Origin of the sequence: Shewanella sp. KT0246, assembly GCF_019654955.1 — a bacterium.
Classification (GTDB): Bacteria; Pseudomonadota; Gammaproteobacteria; order Enterobacterales; family Shewanellaceae; genus Shewanella; species Shewanella goraebulensis.
Genome location: NZ_BPEV01000012.1, coordinates 70480 through 92284 on the forward strand (window position 1 = coordinate 70480; position 21805 = coordinate 92284).

The window sequence follows — 21805 nt, forward strand, 5'->3', positions numbered from 1 at the left end:
AAGGAATTTAACATGGCTACAGTTGCATTTATTGGTTTAGGTAACATGGGCGGCCCAATGGCGGCAAATTTAATCAAAGCGGGTATGACAGTAACCGTTTTTGACTTAGTACCTGCTGCGGTTGAAGCGTTAACAGTGCAAGGAGCACTCAGTGCTAAAACTGCGTGTGGTGCTGCTGCGGCAGCAGATTATGTGATTACCATGCTGCCAGCAGGCAAACATGTGCATAACCTTTATATCGGTAACGATGAAAATAAAGGCCTACTTGATGTGGTCGCTAAAGATACCGTTTTGATTGATTGCTCGACCATTGATGCAGGTACGGCGCAAGTTGTCGGTGCTCATGCTGCTGAAAAAGGCATCGAGTTTATGGATGCACCGGTATCGGGCGGTACAGCAGGCGCAGCAGCAGGAACCTTAACCTTTATTTGTGGTGGTAGTGATAACGCTTATCAAAAAGCGCAAACAGTATTAACGGTTATGGGCGCTAATATTTTTCATGCAGGAGCTGCTGGTGCGGGGCAAATCGCTAAGATTTGTAATAATATGCTGTTATCAGTATTAATGGTCGGCACCAGTGAGTCATTGCAATTAGGTATAGATAATGGCTTAGACCCTAAAGTGTTATCTGATATCATGAAAGTCAGTAGTGGTGGTAATTGGACCCTAGAGAAATATAATCCTTGTCCAGATGTGATGGAAAATGTGCCTTCATCCAATGATTATCAAGGTGGCTTCATGGTCGACCTGATGGTTAAAGACTTAGGTTTGTCTCAGCAAGCGTCGGTAGCATCGAATTCAAGTACACCAATGGGAGCGTTAGCACGCAGTATGTACGTTAACCATGCCCGTCAGGGAAATGGCCGTCGTGACTTCTCAAGTATTTTTGAACAATTTGCCCCTGCGGATGAAAAGTAATCAATCTATGTTGATAGATTCAATTGAAATAGTGTCAGTTTAATTAAGAGTAGAAAGGATCCAGTTAATGGAAATTAAAGATAAGGTCGTAGTCATTACTGGCGGTGCTGGTGGTTTAGGTTTAGCCATGGCGCAAGACTTTGCTGCACAAGGCGCGCGTTTGGCGCTTATCGATGTAGACCAAGAAAAATTAGAACGTGCTTGTGCTGATTTAGGCGCTTCTACCGAAGTTCAAGGTTATGCACTGGACATTACTGACGAAGAGGATGTAGTTGCTGGTTTTAATTACATTTTAGAAGATTTCGGTCAAGTAAACGTGTTAATTAACAACGCGGGTATTTTACGTGATGGCCTAATGGTGAAAGCCAAAGAAGGCAAAGTGACTGATCGTATGTCTTACGAGCAATTCCAGTCAGTTATCAATGTAAACCTAACAGGCACTTTCTTATGTGGTCGTGAAGCGGCAGCAGCAATGATCCACTCACAGCAAGCTGGGGTGATTATTAATATCTCCAGTATCGCTAAAGCGGGCAACATGGGGCAGTCTAACTATTCAGCTTCTAAAGCGGGTGTAGCTGCAATGAGCGTAGGTTGGGCGAAAGAGTTGGCGCGTTACAATATCCGTAGTGCTGCCGTTGCTCCTGGTGTTATTGCCACTGAAATGACTGCTGGCATGAAACCTGAAGCATTAGAGCGTTTAGAGAAAATGGTGCCGGTTGGCCGTTTAGGTGAAGCGCAAGAAGTCGCTGCTACAGTTAAGTTCATTGTCGAAAACGACTATGTTAATGGCCGTGTATTTGAAATTGATGGCGGATTAAGCATGTAATGCTTTTGAAGTGACGCTTTAATAGCATCTGCTTTTGGCAACTTTTAACGCACTTCACGTTTGTTTTAAGCTCACTTCAAATAAGACTGTAATTGAATTAAAGCCAGCCTGTTAATGGTTGGCTTTTTTATTGATTAAATTATTGCTACCATCTTAGCAGCGTTTAACGCTAGTAAATACATAAGTTCAATACCGAAAAGTAAAAATAGGGATAAGAAATGGAAAGGCTAGAGAAAGCAATGCGGATGACTATGCTAACTGTGGGTATTGCAGGAATAGCAGTGATCTATTTTGGTTTTTTCTACTTACAATTCAATGACCAACACGGTATGACTATGCCTTGGTACTTTTTACTTTCACCATGGATTTGTGTCTATTTTGGTTTAAAGCAACAACAGCAAATCGATACCATTGCTTGGCTCACTAAAAAGTTTAGCTTTAAAAAGTAATCTCGATATAGCAAAGCATTTGCTGCAATAATGGCCGACCTTGTTGGCTATTTTTATATTGAAGTTAACAGACACTTTAAATTCATCAATTTCCCATCAAATTATCCTCCTAAAAGCCCTAAGTTAAGTTGAAAAAATAAGCTGAAATGCTATAGTACGCCGCCTAATTATTGTGACCATGCTTATTGTTTTAAGGGTGGTTTAAAACCAGTGCTATTTACATACAGCCGCTATACTCGTTAAGCAATACTCATTTTGTTAAACGCAGTGGCTAATAAAGTCGGCACTGGTTTTTTGTTTTTGTCATAACTTGAATTTTGGAATCTCATTTTGATTACTACAGCTAACATCACCATGCAGTTTGGTTCAAAACCACTGTTTGAAAATATCTCAGTTAAATTCGGTGGCGGAAACCGCTACGGTCTTATCGGAGCCAATGGCTGTGGTAAATCCACCTTCATGAAAATCCTAACCGGTGACCTTGAACCTACAAGCGGTAATGTTTCGATTGATCCAGGCGAACGCATGGGTAAGTTGAATCAGGATCAGTTTGCTTATGAAGCATTCTCAGTGGTTGACACTGTGATCATGGGTCACAAAGAGTTGTGGGAAGTAAAACAAGAACGTGACCGCATTTATTCTTTACCAGAAATGAGTGAAGAAGACGGCATTAAGGTTGCTGAGCTTGAAATGGAATTTGCTGAGATGGACGGTTACACCGCAGAATCTCGCGCAGGTGATTTACTGATGGGTGTAGGTATTGGTGTTGACCAACACTTTGGCCTAATGAGTGAAATTGCCCCTGGTTTCAAATTACGTGTACTGCTTGCTCAAGCGCTGTTTTCAGATCCAGACGTGCTGTTACTTGACGAACCAACCAACAACTTGGACATCGACACCATTCGTTGGTTACAAGAAATGCTTAACCAACGTAACAGCACCATGGTTATTATCTCGCATGATAGATATTTCCTAAACTCTGTTTGTACTCATATGGCTGATATCGATTACGCTGAGCTACGTGTGTACCCTGGTAACTACGATGAGTACATGATGGCAGCGCAGCAAGCTCGTGAGCGTTTGCAGTCAGACAATGCGAAGAAGAAAGCGCAAATTGCAGAGCTTCAAGGTTTCGTTGCACGTTTCTCTGCTAACGCATCTAAAGCGAAGCAAGCAACGTCACGTGCTAAGCAAATTGATAAGATTAAGATTGAAGAAATCAAAGCATCTAGTCGTGTTAATCCATTCATTCGTTTCGAACAAGAAAAGAAATTGTTCCGTAATGCACTAGTGGTTGAGCAACTAGCGAAAGGTTTTGACGAAAAGCCGCTATTCTCAGGCTTCGACATGATGGCTGAAGTCGGTGAGCGTATCGCTATTTTGGGTGAAAACGGTGTGGGTAAAACCACCTTGTTACGTACTTTAGTACACGACTTACCGCAAGATGCTGGTACTATCCAATGGTCTGAAAACTCAAATATTGGTTACTACGCACAGGATCACGAAGCGGATTTTGCTAACGACATGACTTTATTTGACTGGATGAGCCAATGGCGTAAACCAGAAGATGACGATCAATCTGTTCGTGGTATCTTAGGCCGTATGCTATTCGGTTCTGACGATATTAAAAAGTCAGTAAAAGTACTTTCTGGTGGTGAAAAAGGCCGCATGTACTTTGGTAAATTGATTATGCAAAAGCCAAATATTTTGCTGCTTGATGAACCTACTAACCACATGGATATGGAATCAATTGAGTCATTAAATAACGCCCTAGAAATGTATGAAGGCACACTGTTATTCGTTTCTCATGACCGCGCATTTGTATCATCGCTTGCTACACGTATTCTAGAAGTGACGCCAAACGGCATTAACGACTTCAAAGGAACTTATGATGAGTTCTTGGCCAGCAAAGGCGTTGAAGGATAAGTTAAAGTTTTTACTTTAGATGTCGATAGAAACCTGTAAGGCTAATTAACTAGCTGTTACAGGTTTTTTTTTGCGCGAACAACAACCAGCTACTATTTTGATCTAGAATTAAGTCGCCTTAATTACATCAAAGCATGTAATTAATCGCGAAATTGCATGGAGCACTTACTCTAAGGGTAAAGATACAATGAAATGGATTACTGACCTTAAAACGCTACACAAACTTCTTCTACTGATTATTCCACCCTTGGTTATTTGCCTCATATATGGCGGCATGTTTGTGCATAATAAATATGAAACCAAGTCAGAATTAACCACAGTACTTTCCTTAAGTGACCTCGCTGTTATTAATAGCGCACTAGTACATGAGTTACAAAAAGAGCGCGGTATGAGTGCCGGCTTTATTGGCTCTCAAGGGAAATCTTTTGCCAATGGTTTACCAAACCAAAGAGCAATGTCTGATAGGCAAATCAATACCTTTAATAATATTGCTGATATTGACGATTTTCCTGAGCAAATTAGTTCAACTCTTCGTCAAATTAAAAATGAATTACAGCAACTACAATCTATCAGACGCGCCGTTGATATCTTATCGATTTCAGTCGCCGATGAAGTGAAGTATTACACTGGGCTCAACACGGCTTTATTGTCAGTGGTCGATGAAACTGCAATGCAAAGCACTGACAGTGAGTTGTCATTAAAACTCGCCTCATTCGGGGCATTTTTACAACTTAAAGAACGTGCAGGTATCGAGCGGGCGGTATTAAGCACTACCTTTGGCCAGCAAGGATTTAAAGACGGAGTTTACGCCCGTTTTGTTACCTTAGTATCTGAACAAAATACTTACGCTGAACGTTTTAAAGCGTTAGCGACATCAGATTGGATATTGAAGTTTGATCATGCCAGTCGCTCGCGAGAAGTGAGTGACGTTGAACAACTTCGCCAAATCGCATTTTCCCAAAGTGTTGCAGCTATCAGTGAGCAAAACCCAGAAGATTGGTTTAAAACGTCAACAGGTAGAATCAATGTTCTGACAGATTTTGAACACTTCCTTGCTGATGATTTGATGACCTTAACTCAACATCGTTTAGGTTCTGCGAGCCAAATGATGTGGACATCATTATTAGCGCTGACAGTTTCCATCGTATTACTGGCGTGGTTGAGCCTGTCTGTATCAAAGTACCTTAACCGCAGCTTGAGTCATTTATTTGATAAAGTGACTCATGCAGGGAATAACTTCGATTTAAGTACCCGCATTGAACATCAGTCTGCGGATGAGTTTGGGCAACTTTCAAATGCCTTTAATGCCATGATGAATGACTTTGAAACTATTATTTTACAAGTTCGCCAAAGTGCTACTCAAGTGGTGGGCGTGGTTGAACAAGTCAATGGTTATACCCATACCATGAAACAAGATGTGGAGTTGGGTTACCTTGAAGCTGAACAAGTTGCTTCAGCCATGACAGAGATGAGCGCCACTGTAACGCAAATTGCAGCCAATGCAGTACAAGCTTCAGATGCGTCTTCATCTGCTAATAAAGAAGCACAAGTTGGTAATAATGACGTTAACAAGACAACGGTATCGATTAAGCAACTCGCTGAAGAAATCAACGAAGCATCTCTCGCTATTGAAAAACTTGACCAAGATGTGCAATCAATTGCCACTATTTTGGATGTAATTAGTGCTATTTCTGAACAAACTAACTTGCTTGCATTAAATGCAGCGATTGAAGCTGCAAGAGCTGGCGAGCAAGGGCGTGGTTTTGCGGTTGTCGCTGACGAAGTCAGAACTTTGGCTCAGCGAACTCAATCTTCTACCGATGACATTAAGCGCATGACTGACCGATTAAAGTCTGGTGCACAATTAGCTGTAAAAACAATGCAACGGGGCATGGAGAGTGCTGAGGAAAGTGTTAATGAGGTTGAGCATGCAGGGCAAGAGCTTAAGCAAATTGTGGCTGATGTGGATGTGATTGAGAGCATGAATCAGCAAATAGCTTCAGCAACTCATGAGCAAGCAGCAGTGGCGGAAGAAGTGAATCAAAATGCAATGAAAATCAGTGAAATTTATAATCAAACGCAACAAATTGCGGTATCCCTGAGTCAGCTTAATGAAAGCTTGCTAGAAGACGCTGCTGCGATGTCTGAACAAGTGCAAAAGTTTACTTTAAGCAAAAACTAAGCGAGTCAAAATTATTATAACTCTATGAGTTATTTGCGTTAATATTTAAAGCCGACCTAGATAATGTCGGCTTTTTTATAGACAATTGATAGGTAAATATTAGCGCTAAAATGTGAATCTTTATTTTACTTTGCTAATATGAGCCAATAATATTGAATAATTAAAGTATTGGATAAGTTATGGACTACCTTAGCGTCAATCAGCATGCATGGAATGAACGAGCTAAAATACATTTTGACTCTTCTTTTTATGACGTGCCAAGCTTTATCGCGGGTAAGTCATCATTGACTGAAATCGAATCAGCAGAGCTTACTAATGTTGCTGATAAGTCTTTATTACATCTGCAATGTCACTTTGGTCTAGACTCGTTATCTTGGGCGAGAAAGGGCGCTGTTGTCACTGGCGTTGATTTATCTGAGACGGCAATAAAAAAAGCTGAAGAGTTGGCGACTGAGTGCAATATTGCTGCAGAGTTTGTTTGTTCAGATGTCTATAGTTATACAGCTAAACGTCAGCATAGTTTTGATATTGTTTTTACCTCGTTTGGGGTCCTATGTTGGTTACCATGTTTAACCCTATGGGCACAGGTAATTAGTGATAACCTCAAAACTGGTGGAACATTTTATATGGCTGAGTTTCACCCTGTACAAGATGTATTAGAGGGTTATCCCTACTTTCACAAACCAGAGCCGGATGTGGTAGTTGAGGGCTCATATACTCAAGCTGAAGACTCTGCGATAGAAAGTGAGGCAGAGGTAACAACTGAAAATGAAAAGCAGACTATGGTGACTTGGGCGCATTCACTAAGTGAAGTGATAAATGCACTAATTCAAGCAGGTATTCGAATCGATGCCGTTAATGAGTTTCCATTTAGTCCTTATAATTGCTTTGAAAACCTTGTAGAGAAACAGCCAAATCAATTTCATTCCATGATAAAAGGTCAATCTATTCCGCTGGTTTTTTCCATCAAAGGAACTAAGTGTTAATGCTATTTGACTCAGGAAATAAACTGGATATTGCCAATCGCTGGGGTCGCATATTCTTCAAAATTTCAGCTGGTATTTCAACCGTGATTCTATTGATGTATCTAAGCTACTTTTATGTCAGTCCAAGTTTGACAATAGAAAATCGTTCGGACTTTGTTATTGAATCAGCAGTGATTAATCTGCCACTTAGCCGGATGGATTTTGGTGAAATAAGCACTGAAAAAGACAATACTATTTATTATGATTTAGCTCAGCTTGATGGCCAATACGAGTATCAATTATTGCTTAATAGTGGTGATATGCTCCAAGGGAAGTGCGGTTACGTGACGAACTTTGAAATTAATAAGCGTGCAGTACTTATTCTGAATGACATTGGCGAGATAAGTTGTAATTTTTAAGGCTCAATTAGCCTTTTGGTATTAAATCCATTTACCTAGTCATTAAACCATCGTTTATATTACTAGTTGATAATACCTAGTAAATTTTAAAGTTTGGCGATAATATTTTCATAGCTTAACTTGTCTAGTTTATTCCCCTATAAGATACACTCCTAACGTAATGTATCGCTATCGATACAAGTGTTGATTTTAGCTGCCAAGGCTACGTTGAGTGTTAAGTCCTTCACTTTTACTGTTATCAGTTTAACGATATATACAGGTGTATCATTAGAAATATCTTATTTCTATTTTTTTTAAGCTTAAATTAATATCAAGTCTCTATTATCCTCCCTCCCCAAATTCTGCTGTTTAATTTATCTACAACGATAAATGAAAAATTGAATGCATGCTGAGTCATTATTTTTAAGCTCAGCCCAAAGCTTTATGTTGAGTTTTTTAAGGATTACCAGTTCTAATGCTAAGAATTTTCACTGTTTTTTTATTATTTACTATCACCGCATTTAGTCAATTTGTAGTTGCTGACGATGCCATTGAAGTGCCGCAAAAATATCAGCGTGCATTTCCTATTTGGGCGCAAGAAGCGATTGATTTAGGTCATGAATTACCTAAGCCTTATGGCTTTAGCATTAATTATATGACGATGGACCAACCTCTTGTTGTCGATAGTGTTGCCTTTACGGGGTTAGGGGACTTCATTGATGACAGGATTTCCATCAATGGCAGTGAAGCACTACAAGATTCTGAAACATTAACCTTTCGTGCAGACATGTGGGTGCTGCCATTTTTGAACTTGTATGGTGTTATTGGCCATACGAAAGGCAGTAGTGTCGCTAATGTTCAGGTGGATGTTGATTTACCTTTCTTCCCTGAACTCGATCCTTTTGATTTTGAATTAAACTTTAAAGGAACAACCTACGGGGTTGGTGGCACCATTGTAGGCGGTATTGATAATTGGTTTGCGTTATTGGATGTGAACTACACTAATACCGAACTGGATATTCTCGATGGAGAAATTAGCACGATTGTTGTGTCGCCGCGAGTGGGCTACCGAACAAAAGTTTATGGCCAAGATCTGCAGGTTTGGGTCGGTGCTATGTATCAAAACGTTGAGCAAACATTCAGTGGATACCTCAAAGATATTTTACCTATCGGTGGTACAGAAATTGGTGAGTTTATCGGAGATGGTAAGTTTGAGGTTAATCAACATCTTGAAGATAAATGGAATACCTTAGTCGGTGCTCAAATAAGCCTAGGCAAAGGCTTTGATTTATTACTTGAAGGCGGTTTTGGTACTCGAACAAGCTTTATGGCTGGCATTGGGTATCGTTTCTAGTGACTTTTAAAACCTTGTTTTTCATCTTGATGTCAATATTGATAAGTGGTTGCTCTACTGTATCAATGGTTGATAACTATCAACAGAATCAACTGTCCAAGGCTGGGTTTGAACAGCGTCACTTGACACTTGATGAAGGCGGGGAGCTGCATTACTGGCAAGGTGGTTCCCCATCTGACTCAGTGATTATCTTACTGCATGGTTTTGGTGGCACCGGCATGACGAGCTGGTACGAAATCATGCAAGATTTAGTTCAAGACTATCATGTTATCGTACCTGACTTGCTTTGGTTTGGCAGCTCGTACAGTGATGCTCCAGCGACAATAATGAGTGAAACCCAATCGATTCAGCAGCTTATAAATAAGCTTTCGCTGACTGATGTGAGTCTTGTTGGTATTTCTTTTGGTGGCTTCGTGACATTTGATCTGATGATCAACGAACCAGAAATTGATAAAGCCGTGATGTTAGCAAGCCCTGGCATCGTATTTGCCGATGAAGACATGGATGCAATGACAAAACGATTTGGTGAAACTTCACCTGAATCGGTATTTGTGCCGCAAGATAAGGCAGGTGTCAGGCATCTACTAGAAAATACTTTTGTAAATTATCCTTGGTATCCAAGCTTTATTGATGAGCAAATATATCAAGTATATTTCGCTGATCACCTGACCGAGAAACAATCCCTTATTACTACGTTACCCGCTTATCGTGACCAACTTAACCCTAATGAGTTTAAAGACCATTTGCCACCATCATTACTTATCTGGGGTGAAAATGACATGGTGTTTCCACAGGAAAAGGGCATAGAGTTTTCTGAGTTTTTGAACGCGCCAATTATTATTATTCCAGACGCATCCCATGGCTTGAGCAATGACTTTCCCGAACAAATTAGTCAAATGATCAGAGACTTTATTCAATGATGTGTAATTATCAGCAAACTGCTTTAATGGGCACGATTTTACTTACGACTTTACTTGCTGGCTGTTCAACCAGTGAATGGCAGGTAAGTGCAACGCCTAATGAATCAGCAGTAGTCGCGGCGTTAGATAGTCAACCTGATCCGGCATTATTGCGCGATATTAGCTTGCCGTTGAATGCGCCAATCACACTGCCTACAAGTGTAAGGCCTTGCTGCGCATTTGGCAGCGGACAAAAGGTGAAGCTTGGCGCCATGACGATTCCATTTTATCGTCATGCTAATACCATATCTCTTGAAGACTTAGGTGCCCATGCTTATGAAGCTGGTAGCTTTAGCCACCAAAAATCAGCGCCCGATGAGGGTCGAAGTGGGGAGAATAATGGCATAATTTATACTCGTAAAGGCGGTTTTATTGATTTAGCCCACGTACGAGATACCGCAGATAATGCCGTGGCATTGTTTTATCAAATACACCCGCGTCTTGGTGAACCGCTCTCAATCTCTCTTCCATTTGAAATTGGCCCAAGAACCATTGAAATTGAGGCCTTTAAAGTTGGCCATTTAACAGCCGCTCAACGTTGGGAGTTAGCAGCTGCGATGGCAGTTCGTTTGGCTTATTCAATGGCTGAGGCTCATGAAATAGCTCAGTACCATGGTTATCGCAGTTTTGCACCGTGGACTGAAGATGTATCGGCTTACTCGCCAGAAGACCTTTATTCCAACATGTTAGGGTCAAAAATTGCGCTCGCGGTGCTGACTAACAATTTAGCCATGACACGCCAGCAATATAACTACCATATGACCTCATGGATATCAGCAACGCTGGCATGGTTAGAACCTGTTTCGGCGACAGAAACTGATGCTTTATTTGATGTTATTGATGGTTATTGGTGGGATGCTAACGAGCCAATGCCAAATAAATTTATGTTACTTAAACGTCACTATGAGTTAGGTGATAAGCAATCGCCATATTTGGTGCCTAAAGACATGGCCATAAAAAGTAACAACTGGTCAGCGCTTGAGCATATATATCATTCAGACAAAGCAGCGCATGATCTCACATTAGCCAATAATGTCCACGGCATTGTTATTGATGATGTCGCTAAGCAGTGGCTTTATGTCGATGCCAAATTTGAGGCAAGTTTTAACCATATACCTGAATCATTGTGGCGTGATGGATTTACACAACATGTCTTTTTTGAATTGAGCCAGTACAACCAAATATTAGACGAACAGATGCTACAGGACCATTTATCTCAGCGCCCGCAATTACCATTAGCGAAAGAGCAATCAACACAAGGGCAATTGTAATGTCGGTGAATCATTATTTTATCTCTGGGCTGTTGTCTGTTTGCATATTTTTTTCAGCAAGTGCATTAGCGACAGAGACAAGTCAACTGTCATCATCAGCAGGCGAGTCTTTAACAAGTGACGAAGAACTTGGCTGGCTTGAAGATTTTTTGCAAACTCTAGGTGCTGATGGTGAGTTTGATGCAGATAAACTGATTGATTTTAGTTTTTTACCTGGCCCTTTTTATAACCCCGAAATGGATTTAGGGGTAGGGATATCAGCCGTTGGTTTGTATCAAGTTGACCCTAATGATGAAGTGAGCCAGTTATCTTCTTTGGTGATCAATGGTTTAGCATCAATCAATGGCGCACTCGGTGTCGGCATCGAAAATAAAACCTTTTTAAATGAAGACCGTCAGCGGTTTTATTTAACCGCTGAAATGTTTGATATACCAGATGTGTTTTACGGCGTCGGTTATGATGAAAATCATCAAGATGATAATCGAGTCGACTTTAACGGTCGGTTAGTTCGAGTCAACCCGATGTTTTTACATCGGCTAACATCCAATGTTTTTGTTGGAGCAGGGTTTGATTTTAATTATGCCAAAGCGAGTAGCATCGACATGCTAGATTCAGATGTCGATGTTAGCCCTTTACTCGAAACATCACGCAGTGTCGGTGTTAACTTTTTAATTAACTACGACAGCCGTGACAATGTGCTTAATCCTGAACAAGGTAAAATAGCGCAAATAGACACGGGTATTTATCGTCAGGGTTTGGGCAGTAAAACTGACTTTGAAATCGTCAATGCACTTTACAGTACCTATTATCAAATGGGTGACTCTGATGTTCTTGCATGGCAAGTGCGTGGCAGATTTACCCATGGCGATGTGCCGTGGGATCAGCTGTCAAAAGCAGGCGGTGGAGATTTACTACGAGGTTACACTTCAGGTCGATACCGAGACAAACAAATGGTATTGGCACAAGTTGAGTACCGTCAAAACTTGTCTGGCCGTCATGGTATGGTTTATTGGGTTGGTGCGGGAGTGATTTCAGATACGTTCAGTGAATTAGCTTCAGCCGACATATTGCCTAATACCGGAATAGGTTATCGTTTCGAGGTTAAACCAAGGGTGAACCTAAGATTAGATCTAGCTTTCGGTGATGGCGATACTGGGTTCTACTTTAACGTCAATGAAGCATTTTGATGTCTTTTGCGGCTAACACCTAAGTCACTTTTGGACATTTCTGAGTTACAATTTTTTGAGCACTCTTACTTTACAGGTTACTTCTTGTATTGCTAAGCACTCAGTAATTACTTTTTATTAAAAACGACATATATACCCTCAAAAGTAGCGACCAATTCATCAGCACAAAATAGATTGCAGGCTATTTGAACACGTCCTTTGCCTTTACGTTGAAACGCACGATGAAACCGAGACCACATTGTATGGTTGTCATACTTACATATTGCACGAACATCACCATTGGCGGGTTTCAGGTATCGAATGTTATTTTCTTGAATAACAATTTGATGCTTTTCCACCTCCAATTGGGCATAAACTAAAGACCAACCAGCTAGAATACCGACAACAGATAAGCTGCCACCAAACACCGTATTCATGTGGTTGATGTTTATTTTTAATGGTGCGGTAAGCTCGATATTTTTGACGCTACAAGTATTCACCCCGATACCCAGAGATTTTGATACTGGTATATGATGATGAAGGTAGGCTTCAAGCTCTCTATTTTTCATATAGACCGTTACCTTTTCAGTACGCCAAAATAGTGTAAAAGCCGATTGAGTGGGGTCAAGAATTACACCTTAGCTAATTCAGTTAATACTTGCTTATACGTATCCACTGATTGGGCTCCTGAGATAGCACTCTCTCGATTGAATACAATCGTTGGAACTCCTGATATACCCGCTTTTTTCCACTGTTGTTCCTGCAATCGGACATGATTTCGCAGAATATCGTCATCCAGACTTTTCATTGCTTCTTCTACATTGAGACCCACACTTTGCAGTTCTTGCCTGAGAATGCTTTTGTTAGAAATATCTTTTTGCTCGCTATAAAACGAAGCAAATAATCGATTTTTAAGCTCGGTTTGCTTACCCACACTTTTTGCGTATTCGAGAAGAATATGAGCATCAAGCGTATTTACCGCTTTTAGTCCGTCAAAGTAATCGAACTTAAATCCAACGTCTTCTCCAAGCTCTGTCATCTCTTTTCTGAAACGAATACTGTCTTCTAATGTGGTGCCGTACTTTCTTTTGAGGTGGGCACGTAAGTCTTCACCTTCAGGCGGCATATCTGGATTTAGCTGAAACGGTTGCCACTCAATCTCAATGTTATCTTCCATACCAAGCTCTTTTATGGCGGCATCTAAACGCTTATAACCGATAATGCACCAAGGGCAAACCACATCTGACACAATATCTAATTTGATTTTTTTACTCATATTTTTCCTAATACTCCCATGATGTTAGCCTTTGATTTATTTTATAAAATAACATTAAGCAGAACCCAAATTTATTGGCTATTTGTATCCAGCTTATTTCACCAGTTGAAAATTGGCGGTTCTATATTTTTTGCTCGCAAAGCTGGATTGTCGGAGCGGTATTAGTGAAATTTGGCACATCGGCTTTTATCTTTTCTGCATTTGGACCAAAAGCTGTTTGAAATGACTCTATAGAATCAAATGAAATAGTACTGATTGCCACATAGGGTGCAGTTTCTCCGGGTACAACACTGGCAATCCCTGCATCGACAGTAGCCCCTTTTACGGCCTCTCCCAAAAGCTCGCCGATCATAGGAACATGTTTGTTGCAGTAGTAATCAAAATCAAAAATAACATCATCTTTATTTGGGTACAGTACGTATGCTTTAATCATTGTTATACCTTTTCTTTAAGTTAAGTTAAGTTAAGTTTTAAGTTATTGGGTTTACATTTTGTTCTTGGGCATTGCTTTGCCAATCATTGATTCACCCATGATGGCTTGCTTTTGGTGGGAGATTATTCCAGAAAGAATCGCCGCCATTCGATTGCGTTTACCGGGAACCACCACCGCTTTTTTACCTAAACCGTTGATAGCAATTTCGGCTACTTCCGCAGGATCTTTTGCAACCATTGGCAATTTAGACCAGTCAATACCATTGTCCGCAGTCATCGGTGTGCTTGTTAGCCCCGGAGAAAGAACGGTTACATCAATACCCTTGGGTTTAAGCTCGCCATGAAGAGAAGCACCTAGTTGTAGAACATAGGCTTTGGTACCTGCATAATTTGAAAAATATGGAGAAACCATATGACCAGAAAGGCTTGAAACCATTAGAATGCCACCGCGTTTTCTTTCCACCATAGCGGGTGTAAAGTGGTGAGTCAGTTGCAATACAGAGGTAACATTAAGCTGCACCATCTGTAATTCTTTAGCTAAAGATGTCTTAGCAAATGAACCATTTATTTCAACACCTGCTGCAAGTACCAACAAACCTATTTCTTGCTTCACCTGCTTAACTTTTTCAACCCCTTCAGTAGTAGCTAAATCTGCTGAAACAATCATTGTTTTAATTCCATAACGATCCGCAAGCAATGCTGCGTGCTCTTCAAGTTCTTTTTCTCGACGAGCAACCAAAACAATATTTAATCCCTTTGCTGCAATCTGGCTGGCCATTTCGGCACCGATGCCAGACGTTGCACCTGTGATAAGAGCCCAATCGCCATACTTTTCTTTAAAGCTGATACCCATAATTCGTTACCTTTATCTGTGTTTAATTGATGGGGTAATTATATGGAAATCAGAGAAGGTAGGCTCTTCAGAAAAGTTCAAATATTGCTCAGATTAGCTCAAACGAGCCAATCAGAATCTGAATAGAAGGAATAAGTGTGGTTGTCAGGCTAAACGAAATTCAGAGGGAGAAAGACCTGTTTGTCCTTTGAAGGTACGGTTAAAGGTGGAAACCGATTCGAAACCCGTTTCAAAAACGATGTCTGAGATACGTAAGTTATTATCTTTCAGTAACACCTTAGCTTTGTTGATTTTTAATTTGGTAATGTATTTCATTGGTGGTTCTGAATATACCTCTTTAAACTTACGTTTAAAGGTAGAAACACTCATATGACACAATGCCGCTAACTCATTCACATTCAGATCCGCATACAGATTACTTTGGATAATATCTTCAAATTTGGCAAAATTAGGTTTAAACATGGAAGCAAGAAAATCGACTTCGGACGGAGCACTGGTTCTTTTCGCCATAAGAATGACAAATTCACGTAACTTACTCTCGATAAGCAAATCATCCGCCAACTCTGGAGAGTCTAGCAATATGCTAATGCTGTCGCGATAGTGCTCAAGCAATCTATCCACTTCAACCTGCATAATATTATAATCAACCCTGTAGTTTGACTGGCTAATATCAAAGTTAAACAGTGACTGAAATATTTCAGGGTAAAGAAAGATGCCAATCGCTTCACCTACACCTTCATCATTAGGGTATTTGTTATTTTCATAAAAGTAGTTGGTGCATTTTGCTAACACTCCGCAGTTTTTGTTCAGTGAAACAGATTCTGTCTGCTCCCTGACGCTAAACTCGCCATTAGTAACAAACGCAAAACACGCTTCGCTATCAACAAATACACGTGGCATACGTTTGAAACTGGGTATATCTTGTTTTTTAAAAACAACACGTCCGTTATATTTGATTGTTTTCATTTTAAAGGCACCATTCAATGACACTACGATAAGTATAAAACAGATTAAAGCTGTCTACTCGCTCGGCTAACTGACTACGCGATGTATCTTCTAATTCAACACCCAGATAGCAGACCGTGTTACCTACCTTTCTATGCTCGAGTAATAGCTGTACCGCTCAAATGTTTTTAGTTTTTGCATAGACAAGTATCGCTTTAGTTCACCTCATAGAATGATTGCCATACAGGTTAGCGGCCAACCTAAGATTTGACGCTCATTTTCTGAGTAAGGAGCGATAGTACGAATAGCTAATCGCTTTGTGCTGACCTCTTTGGCTTGGTAAAAAGAAAGTCGCTGTTACTTAGCGAAGTAATCAAAATCCATGTCATTAGACTTTGTTGAGTTCTTGTCGTTATCTCAAGTATGGGAAGCCTTGTTTCTGTAACCAAATTTTCCATTCCATAACAAAGCTAGATTTGTTAATTATCTATTTTTCAAATGAACTAAATACAAGCATGAATGCACGTATAGATCGAGCAAGAGATTCATGTGGTCTGTGCCCTCTTGATTGAACTTTAAGACCTTGGCGAAACGTAAGAAAAAAGTCGGTTAGATGTTCTGCATCTATACCATCAACAAGTCGTTCTGTTTTCTCATATTGAGTAAAAAATGCCAGTACTGCGATACGACCTTGCTCAAACTTGCCTACAACATAGTCATAAAGATAAGGTTCGTTTGAATTTAGCTCAACAATACTGTTTGTCATTAAGCAGCCATAAGTGAGTAACTCATTCTCTGGATTTAAAAACTCACTATCAAATAAATATTGAAGATTTTCTGATATTGATTTATCCGTGTCGAGTTTCTTTAGTACCACAGACATGTGATGTTCAACATAGAAATCTACAATACATTTAAACACGGCTTCTTTGTTACCAAAAGCGTTGTAAATGCTGGTTTTTGTTAGTCCTGTAACCGTCGACAATTGATCCACTTTAGTTGACGCATAACCATGCTGCCAAAAATGTTTGGCCATAATCCCAAGTACTTCAACCTCATCAAACTGTCTTTTTTTTGCCATTTGCCTCAACAACCACCTGAAAATTCTTATTGACAACAATTGTACCAGTTAGTACATTAAATGCAATTGTACCAGCTGGTACATTTACTGTTCAATGAGGAACAAGCAATGTTTTCAGCTATAACACTATCACTACTTGGATTTGCCACAACGGTGATTGGAAGTCTGCATTACTTCCTAAAAGTTAAAAAGAACAACCCTCCCAAAAATCCTATCGTCCTTATGCTGGCACTTGGCGCAGGTGTTTTTCTGGGTTTAAGTGCACTGATATGTGGGGTGATAGATATGGATTGGAGCTTTGTTTTCGTTGCAATTATGTCCAGTTTTTCCATATTGCTTGGTGGTAAATTCATTTGGGTATTTAGTCAAAAAGACACCCCATTAGGTGATATTAAAGTTGCAATCGGAGAAACATTTCCACATTTCGGATCAATCACATATAAAAACGAAAAATTTTCAACTGCTGATCTAAAGAATCAGCGTGTGCTTCTTAAATTTTACCGAGGTGCTTGGTGTCCTTATTGTAGCGCCGAGTTGAAAATGCTTGATGAAATGAAGCCGATTCTTGACCAATATGGCATTAAGGTTGTTGCGTTGTCGGGAGATACAGCAGAGCAAGCTAAAGCGCACATCAAACGAGATAACTTAGACCTTCTTCTTTTGTCAGATCCAGAGTTGAAAGTCGTTAGACAATATGGCGTTGAACATCATAAGGCTTTAGGGGCTGACTCATCCAAAACCAAAACAGTATTAGGGTTACCATTTCCTACCTCATTTGAATACAAATCTATGTCTATCCCCACATCGATTTTAATTGATGAACATGGCGTCATCCAATGGATAGATCAGTCTGAAGATTATCGACTAAGAGCAAGTGAAGAACGATTAACTCAAGCCTTACGAAATGCTTTCACCATTAATAAATAATAAGAGAATTATTATGTTTAACTACCACGATATTGAAATCGCACCAGAAGCCTCAAAGGCAATGCCATTAACAGTGGGTGGCAATTTATTTGTTTAATTAACAACGACAGCCGTGACAATGTGCTTAATCCTAAACAAGGTAAAATAGCGCAAATAGACACGGGTATTTATCGTCAGGATTTGGGCAGTAAAACTGACTTTGAAATCGTCAATGCACTTTACAGCACCTATTATCAAATGAGTGACTCTGATGTTCTTGCATGGCAAGTGCGTGACAGATTTACCCATGGTGATGTGCCGTGGGATCAGCTGTCAAAAGCAGGCGGTGGAGATTTACTGCGGGGTTACACTTCAGGTCGATACCGAGACAAACAAATGGTATTGGCACAAGTTGAGTATCGTCAAAACTTGTCTGGCCGTCATGGTATGGTTTATTGGGTTGGTGCGGGAGTGATTTCAGATACGTTCAGTGAATTAGCTTCAGCCGACATATTGCCTAATAACGGAATAGGTTATCGTTTCGAGGTTAAACCAAGGGTGAACCTAAGATTAGATCTAGCTTTCGGTGATGGCGATACTGGGTTCTACTTTAACGTGAATGAAGCATTTTGATGTCTTTTTCGGCTAACACCTAAGTCGCTTTTGGACACTAACTTTTCACTTCATTTATATTGGGTTTGTTAAAGAAGATCATTACTTCAATCTAATCCATTGCCTGCCGCAGGCTTATGTGCAGATACAACTGCGAGACGCTACAAGTACGTCCCTGTAAGCTCTGCCAAAACAAATAACATCCATGTTAAACGGCCAGTTCGGCATCCATTTCTCTCGCTCAGAGCGTTTCACACAGTGAAACTTCGCCTTGTTTTGGAAGCTAGCTGCTGCATCTACACTGGGGTTATTACTTCTTCGATTTAGCTTCATTTGTGTATCCAGTAGGCTTGAGAACATCAAGAGAATCGCGTGAGTCCTGACATGGCCTTTCTCGCACATCCATGTGCTTTAAGGCATTTAGTGCATCCTGCACTTAAGATTCTGGCTAGTTTTCGAGGGGAAGGGACGCCCCCATCGGAAGCGTTAGTGATTTTTGAAGATGATCGAAGCGGAATACAAACGAAGTTTAAATCTGGATGATTCTCCGTTGGAAATTTTGCTGTTTAAATTTCGCCGGAGCGGCAAGGGATATCGAAAAGGGAAATGCTGTCGTTTCCCTTTCGTCTGGTGTGGGCGAAGCGCCACGACGTTAATCCAAACGGAGTTTGGAAATCCAGTGTAAAATCTACATGTCTAAACCTGATTTTTACTAAGTACCATGACGTAGAGTTTTCAAAATAGTAAACAAGGAATGGGGCATCAACGTGTTACCTGCGTCAGCTTTTCTCTGTTTATGGTGCTCTTAAAACTAAGTCTGCTTTAAGCGACATAAGCATCACCGGTTTAGGTTATTTTATTCCCAAACCAATCTATGCAACACTAAGCCATTAAACTGTTTTGTTAACGCTGCAATTTGAGAATCGAGGTGTTATTTTGAGTAAAATCGTTATCTTTGGAAACTCAGGTTCGGGTAAGTCAACCCTTGCTAAACAGTTAGCAAAACAAAACCGTTTAGCGCATTTAGATTTAGATACCATAGCTTGGCAGCCAACCAACCCACCTCAAAGAACATCGATTGCAGAGTCGAGTCAGTTAATTGATAAGTTCTTACAACATGACTCATGGATTATTGAAGGCTGTTATACCGACTTACTGGAATTAGCCACGCCTCATGCTGATGAGATAATTTTTCTAAACCTTCCCGTTACTGACTGTATTAGTAACGCCAAAAATCGCCCTTGGGAGCCCCATAAGTATTCTAGCAAACAAGCTCAAGATGCCAATTTGGAAATGCTCGTTGACTGGATTGCTCAGTATGATTGCCGCACCGATACCTTTTCAAAGCAGGCTCATGAAACGTTATATGCCCAATTTACTGGGAAAAAGATCATGCATCTTACTAACCGAACCACATAAGTTCACACCATATAAGTTCATAGCAAATAAGTTCATACCAATTAAGTTTATATAAGTGACAGACTAAGGCTTAAATAGTGTGCACTTCAATGATATTTATACCGTTTCTCTATTGGTTATGCTCAACTTAAAGCTAAACTGGGTGATGGGAATTTGCTATTAGCTATTGTAGTATGCCAATGGCTGCTAACTCAAAACGTGTGTTGGCACCATTCCATAAAACAATAACTAAATGGACTGTAAATGAATTCCCCAGATCAAACCCCAATTTCCTCAAATAACAGAATATCAGCTGTCGTTAACAGCTCACGGCAGATGCCAGATACTCTGGTGATTATTTTCTTTGTCGCATTAGCGGCTGCGTTATTAACTTATGTTGTTCCAATCGGTTCTTTTTCATCTCAAGATGCTCATTACGTGATTGATGGAGTTGAGAAAACTCGCAGTGTTATCGATCCCACATCATTTCAATATGCCTTGAATGAAGCGGGCGAGCCTAAGCTTGATCCCATTTCATTATTTAAAGGAAATGGCGAAATCGGTTTTTTTAATTTTGCCTTTGAAGGCATGGTGTCAGGTTCTAAATGGGGAAGCGCTATTGGTGTGATTATGTTCATGCTGGTCATCGGTGGCTCATTTGGGGTGGTCATGGCTACAGGGACAATTGATAACGGTATTTTACGGTTAATCGATAAAACCCAAGGGAATGAAAAACTCTTTATTCCGGTGATATTCAGTTTGTTCTCATTGGGCGGCGCGGTATTTGGTATGGGCGAAGAGGCGATAGCTTTTGCTATTATTATTTGTCCATTAATGATCCGCTTAGGTTATGACTCTATCTGTACTGTGATGGTGACTTATGTGGCGACTCAAATTGGTTTTGCCAGTTCGTGGATGAATCCATTTAGTGTAGCAATTGCCCAAGGAATAGCGGGCGTGCCAGTACTATCGGGTGCTGGGGTTCGCTCAGTGATGTGGTTTGGATTTACTCTTATTGGCATAGGATTCACTATGCGATATGCCAGTAAAATAAAGCGTAATCCTACTGAGTCGTTTAGCTATAAAACCGATCAGTTCTTTCGCGAGAATCAACAAGGTGATGTTAAAGATAGTCGTTTTAACCTTGGTGATATTTTGGTGCTACTGACGATTATAGGCACTATTGCTTGGGTGATATGGGGCGTGGTTGCACATGCCTGGTTTATTCCTGAAATCGCCAGTCAGTTTTTTACCATGGGGATAATTGTCGGCATCATTGGGGTGGTTTTTAAACTGAATGATATTGATATGAATAAAGTCGCGGTGAGCTTTAAACAAGGTGCTGGCACCATGTTGGAACCTGCTGTGTTGGTGGGTTGCGCCTCGGGTATTTTGCTTTTACTGGGTGGTGCAGGAGCCACTGAACCTAGCGTGCTCAACACTATATTACACAGTGCTGGTAATGTGATTGGCCAATTACCGACTGCGTTATCTGCATGGTTTATGTTGCTGTTTCAGTCAGTGTTTAATTTCTTTGTCACTTCAGGTTCAGGGCAGGCGGCGCTGACAATGCCGTTAATGGCACCGCTGGCTGATATTGTTGGCGTGACTCGCCAAGTAGCAGTTTTAGCTTTTCAGCTAGGAGATGGTTTTACCAATGTTTTGGTGCCAACGTCAGCTTCACTAATGGCTACATTAGGTGTGTGCCGTGTTGATTGGGGTAATTGGTTTGCGTTTATTTGGCGCTTTCTACTTGGCTTGTTTGTGCTGTCTAGCATCATTGTGGTAACTGCACATTATTTAGGTTTTAGTTAATCTTAGACATAAAAAAACGGCATCAGATACATTTGATGCCGTTAGAGTCGGGAGACACTTAAAGTTGTATTAC

General features: G+C 40.4%; 21 protein-coding genes. 15 read left to right on the forward strand and 6 right to left on the reverse strand.

What is annotated here, in order from left to right; all coding sequences use genetic code 11:
- The first annotated feature begins 12 nt into the window (after positions 1-12).
- The 11 genes from mmsB to K5Q58_RS07865 all read left to right on the forward strand — a co-directional run bounded on the left by mmsB (position 13) and on the right by K5Q58_RS07865 (position 12435).
- Positions 13-918: a 3-hydroxyisobutyrate dehydrogenase gene (mmsB, locus tag K5Q58_RS07815; RefSeq protein ID WP_220753385.1), complete on the forward strand. Its 906-nt coding sequence runs from the start codon at positions 13-15 to the stop codon at positions 916-918.
- Between the two features lie 67 nt (positions 919-985).
- Complete coding sequence (locus K5Q58_RS07820) at positions 986-1744, forward strand: SDR family oxidoreductase (RefSeq protein ID WP_153916073.1); 759 nt, start codon at positions 986-988, stop codon at positions 1742-1744.
- A 218-nt stretch (positions 1745-1962) separates the two neighbouring features.
- A complete protein-coding gene (locus tag K5Q58_RS07825) occupies positions 1963-2193 on the forward strand; it encodes a hypothetical protein (RefSeq protein ID WP_220753386.1) in 231 nt (76 codons plus the stop codon).
- 330 nt (positions 2194-2523) lie between these two features.
- A complete protein-coding gene (locus K5Q58_RS07830) occupies positions 2524-4119 on the forward strand; it encodes an ABC-F family ATPase (protein ID WP_220753387.1) in 1596 nt (531 codons plus the stop codon).
- A gap of 187 nt (positions 4120-4306) precedes the next feature.
- Positions 4307-6301, forward strand: a complete 1995-nt coding sequence (locus K5Q58_RS07835) for a methyl-accepting chemotaxis protein (RefSeq protein ID WP_220753388.1) — start codon at positions 4307-4309, stop codon at positions 6299-6301.
- A 179-nt stretch (positions 6302-6480) separates the two neighbouring features.
- A complete protein-coding gene (locus K5Q58_RS07840; protein ID WP_220753389.1) occupies positions 6481-7287 on the forward strand; it encodes a bifunctional 2-polyprenyl-6-hydroxyphenol methylase/3-demethylubiquinol 3-O-methyltransferase UbiG in 807 nt (268 codons plus the stop codon).
- The gene (locus K5Q58_RS07845) at positions 7281-7685 is read left to right on the forward strand and encodes a hypothetical protein (protein ID WP_220753390.1); all 405 of its coding nucleotides are present in this window, start codon (positions 7281-7283) and stop codon (positions 7683-7685) included. The genes K5Q58_RS07840 and K5Q58_RS07845 overlap by 7 nt, the downstream gene beginning before the upstream one ends.
- A gap of 454 nt (positions 7686-8139) precedes the next feature.
- The gene (locus tag K5Q58_RS07850; protein WP_259651280.1) at positions 8140-9018 is read left to right on the forward strand and encodes a virulence protein; all 879 of its coding nucleotides are present in this window, start codon (positions 8140-8142) and stop codon (positions 9016-9018) included.
- Positions 9018-9938 (forward strand): alpha/beta fold hydrolase, encoded by a 921-nt coding sequence (locus K5Q58_RS07855; RefSeq protein WP_259651281.1) that lies wholly within the window; start codon positions 9018-9020, stop codon positions 9936-9938. Before K5Q58_RS07850 ends, K5Q58_RS07855 begins: the two co-directional genes overlap by 1 nt.
- A complete protein-coding gene (locus K5Q58_RS07860; RefSeq protein ID WP_259651282.1) occupies positions 9935-11248 on the forward strand; it encodes a DUF4056 domain-containing protein in 1314 nt (437 codons plus the stop codon). The genes K5Q58_RS07855 and K5Q58_RS07860 overlap by 4 nt, the downstream gene beginning before the upstream one ends.
- Positions 11248-12435 carry a BamA/TamA family outer membrane protein gene (locus tag K5Q58_RS07865; protein WP_220753391.1) on the forward strand — a complete coding sequence of 396 codons (1188 nt, stop codon included), beginning with the start codon at positions 11248-11250 and terminating at the stop codon, positions 12433-12435. Before K5Q58_RS07860 ends, K5Q58_RS07865 begins: the two co-directional genes overlap by 1 nt.
- 107 nt (positions 12436-12542) lie before the next feature.
- Here K5Q58_RS07865 and K5Q58_RS07870 read toward each other — a convergent pair whose 3' ends face one another.
- The 6 genes from K5Q58_RS07870 to K5Q58_RS07895 form a co-directional block, all read right to left on the reverse strand.
- Positions 12543-12983 carry a YiiD C-terminal domain-containing protein gene (locus tag K5Q58_RS07870; protein WP_220753392.1) on the reverse strand — a complete coding sequence of 147 codons (441 nt, stop codon included), beginning with the start codon at positions 12981-12983 and terminating at the stop codon, positions 12543-12545.
- 62 nt (positions 12984-13045) lie between these two features.
- A complete protein-coding gene (locus K5Q58_RS07875; RefSeq protein WP_220753393.1) occupies positions 13046-13690 on the reverse strand; it encodes a DsbA family oxidoreductase in 645 nt (214 codons plus the stop codon).
- Positions 13691-13811: 121 nt separating this feature from the next.
- The gene (locus tag K5Q58_RS07880) at positions 13812-14123 is read right to left on the reverse strand and encodes an EthD family reductase (protein WP_220753394.1); all 312 of its coding nucleotides are present in this window, start codon (positions 14121-14123) and stop codon (positions 13812-13814) included.
- A 51-nt stretch (positions 14124-14174) separates the two neighbouring features.
- Positions 14175-14975 carry an SDR family oxidoreductase gene (locus tag K5Q58_RS07885; protein ID WP_220753395.1) on the reverse strand — a complete coding sequence of 267 codons (801 nt, stop codon included), beginning with the start codon at positions 14973-14975 and terminating at the stop codon, positions 14175-14177.
- 144 nt (positions 14976-15119) lie between these two features.
- A complete protein-coding gene (locus K5Q58_RS07890; protein ID WP_259651283.1) occupies positions 15120-15941 on the reverse strand; it encodes an AraC family transcriptional regulator in 822 nt (273 codons plus the stop codon).
- Between the two features lie 466 nt (positions 15942-16407).
- Positions 16408-17001, reverse strand: a complete 594-nt coding sequence (locus K5Q58_RS07895; protein WP_220753397.1) for a TetR/AcrR family transcriptional regulator — start codon at positions 16999-17001, stop codon at positions 16408-16410.
- Between the two features lie 108 nt (positions 17002-17109).
- On the opposite strand from K5Q58_RS07895, the gene K5Q58_RS07900 reads away from it, so the two are divergent.
- The 4 genes from K5Q58_RS07900 to yfcC all read left to right on the forward strand — a co-directional run bounded on the left by K5Q58_RS07900 (position 17110) and on the right by yfcC (position 21732).
- Positions 17110-17928 (forward strand): peroxiredoxin family protein, encoded by an 819-nt coding sequence (locus tag K5Q58_RS07900; protein WP_220753398.1) that lies wholly within the window; start codon positions 17110-17112, stop codon positions 17926-17928.
- A 96-nt stretch (positions 17929-18024) separates the two neighbouring features.
- Positions 18025-18540, forward strand: a complete 516-nt coding sequence (locus K5Q58_RS07905) for a BamA/TamA family outer membrane protein (protein WP_374758485.1) — start codon at positions 18025-18027, stop codon at positions 18538-18540.
- Positions 18541-19455: 915 nt separating this feature from the next.
- Positions 19456-19938: an AAA family ATPase gene (locus tag K5Q58_RS07910; RefSeq protein WP_220753399.1), complete on the forward strand. Its 483-nt coding sequence runs from the start codon at positions 19456-19458 to the stop codon at positions 19936-19938.
- A gap of 315 nt (positions 19939-20253) precedes the next feature.
- Positions 20254-21732, forward strand: coding sequence for a putative basic amino acid antiporter YfcC (yfcC, locus tag K5Q58_RS07915; RefSeq protein ID WP_220753427.1), 1479 nt, complete (start codon positions 20254-20256; stop codon positions 21730-21732).
- Positions 21733-21805 lie beyond the last annotated feature (73 nt).